The sequence below is a fragment of the Pseudomonas sp. Ps21-P2 genome, from assembly GCF_039672565.1.
GTDB lineage: Bacteria > Pseudomonadota > Gammaproteobacteria > Pseudomonadales > Pseudomonadaceae > Aquipseudomonas.
Genome location: NZ_JBDFPL010000042.1, coordinates 1 through 1,010 on the forward strand (window position 1 = coordinate 1; position 1,010 = coordinate 1,010).

General features: G+C 61.7%; 1 protein-coding gene. It reads left to right on the top strand.

The genetic code is table 11. The features are described from left to right. Window positions 1–1,010: SH3 domain-containing protein (locus ABEH28_RS27290; RefSeq protein ID WP_346631568.1), on the top strand; the 1,010-nt coding region annotated here is incomplete at both ends.

Here is a 1,010-nt window from a genome sequence, read left to right on the forward strand (position 1 = left end):
AGCGGCAGCTATCCCCTCGGCAGCAGCGGGCTCTGGCATGGCGGTGTGCATTTTGATGCGGGAACGGCGGGCACGCTGGACCAGTCGAGCGTGCACTGCATCGCGGACGGTGAAGTGGTGGCCTATCGCATTGATGAGCAGTCGCCTGACACGACGTATTTCGTCAATAAACAGCTCGTTTCAAAGCCGTTCTCGCGGAATTTCGTGCTGGTGCGACACCGCCTGCAGCCGCCTGCCATCAAGGGCAACACGGACACGTCGCCGAGTCTGATCATCTACAGCCTCTACATGCATTTGCGGGATTGGGCGGCGTACGAAAAAGACTCTGCTGTCGTCAGGCCAGGATTCTGGAAATCCGGATCGACCCTTCAAGTTCGCGTCGACGTTAACGACATCCATGGGGACTACCCCGGGCAACGCGGACTGAACGTGCGCAACAAGGCTAGCAAGGGCGCGATCATCGGCTGGCTGCCGCGTGGTGCGGAAGTCCAGGTCAGCGGCGAAGGCACTTATCGCAAGCTTGAAAACACCCCCGGCCCCGATCACCTGAAAGACGCCAGCGGCGGGTTGCGAGGTTATGTCTGCACCGACTTCCTGCGGCCCCTGGCGGGCGAGCAGCATCGGGTCGTTTCCGAGACGCCCCTGAACGTCCGTGCTCAGCCAATGGTTCGCAAAGGCAACGAGATCGGCACGCTGTATCCAGGCACCGAAGTGACGGTCGGTGGCACAGGCCGGTTTCGCAAGCTGGAGCGGGTCAATCAATACGTGCACTTCGCTTCGTTGCAGAGCGGCGCGGTCGAGCCGGAAGCGCGGGGCAGCGTTGTCGTTCTGGATAGGCCGGTTGCGATCAAGGCCGGTGAACTGATCGGGCACATGGGCCGATATCACGAAGGCGCCGTCGATTACCCGGAGAATCGTCTGCACCTGGAGGTATTCAGCGCGGGCGACGTGAAAACGTTCCTGCGCCTGAGCCGCCTTTGGGCAGACAAACTGCCCGCCAGCAGCAGGAC